We start from the raw sequence: 708 nt of genomic DNA, 5'->3' as shown, positions 1-708 counted from the left end.
CAACGTGTTTGTGTTATGGAAAGTTGCGATTTTGTGCCATCGTTATTTTCCGCAGGAAAATATAAGATTGCAAAAAAGCAACTAACTTTGATTAAGCTAAAAATAAGCAATTTTTTATACACGGTGTTGTAACACGTTATTTTTTTATTTTCAGATTGGTAAATTTCAATTCCGGTTTTTTGAAGTAAGTAGTTTTAATTTCTAACCAATAGTATTTTTTATGATTTTGATTTTTTGCAATAATAATTCTGTGTTTTGTATCTGTCCAAGTTACAGGTGAACCATTAATCTGTAAAGTAAAAAAACTTACTTCAAAATTTGCTGGTTTTTTAATTGAACTTTTTTTCCAATCTTCTTTATTCGGTCTTCTTTTTTCAATAAATTCTTGTTTGTTTGATTTAAGGAATTCCTCAATTTCTTTATTAAAGGACTTCAGTTTTCGGTAGTATAATATTTTTGTATGGTTAAATACAATGTATGAAAGACAAAAAGCTAAAATTCCGATAAAAAAATATTCCATTGTTTCAAATTGTTTTTTTAGTTCTGTATTATTGAATTTTGTTTCAAACTTTAATTCTCATTTTTTGCCATAGAATTCGAAATAAATATTGTTTTTATCAATTCATTTCGTTCAATTTCAATTTGGTAATTCCGTAAAATATTCCTTTTTTTGAGTTTGCTTGGTAATGTGTTACAACGTGTTTGTGT

Annotated in this window: 1 protein-coding gene; it reads right to left on the bottom strand. The window is 25.8% G+C overall.

The genetic code is table 11. The features are described from left to right. Positions 1-136: 136 nt before the first annotated feature. Positions 137-520, bottom strand: a complete 384-nt coding sequence (locus FP421_RS01250) for a hypothetical protein (RefSeq protein ID WP_159946809.1) — start codon at positions 518-520, stop codon at positions 137-139. Positions 521-708 lie beyond the last annotated feature (188 nt).

The organism is Polaribacter septentrionalilitoris, assembly GCF_009832745.1.
GTDB lineage: Bacteria > Bacteroidota > Bacteroidia > Flavobacteriales > Flavobacteriaceae > Polaribacter > Polaribacter septentrionalilitoris.
Note: the sequence above shows the minus strand (reverse complement) of the source record. Positions and strands in the feature narration are given on the sequence as shown.

Bases quoted from the DNA above. Each gene is read 5' to 3' on its own strand.
- FP421_RS01250 (WP_159946809.1), bottom strand. From the start codon at position 520: ATGGAATATTTTTTTATCGGAATTTTAGCTTTTTGTCTTTCATACATT.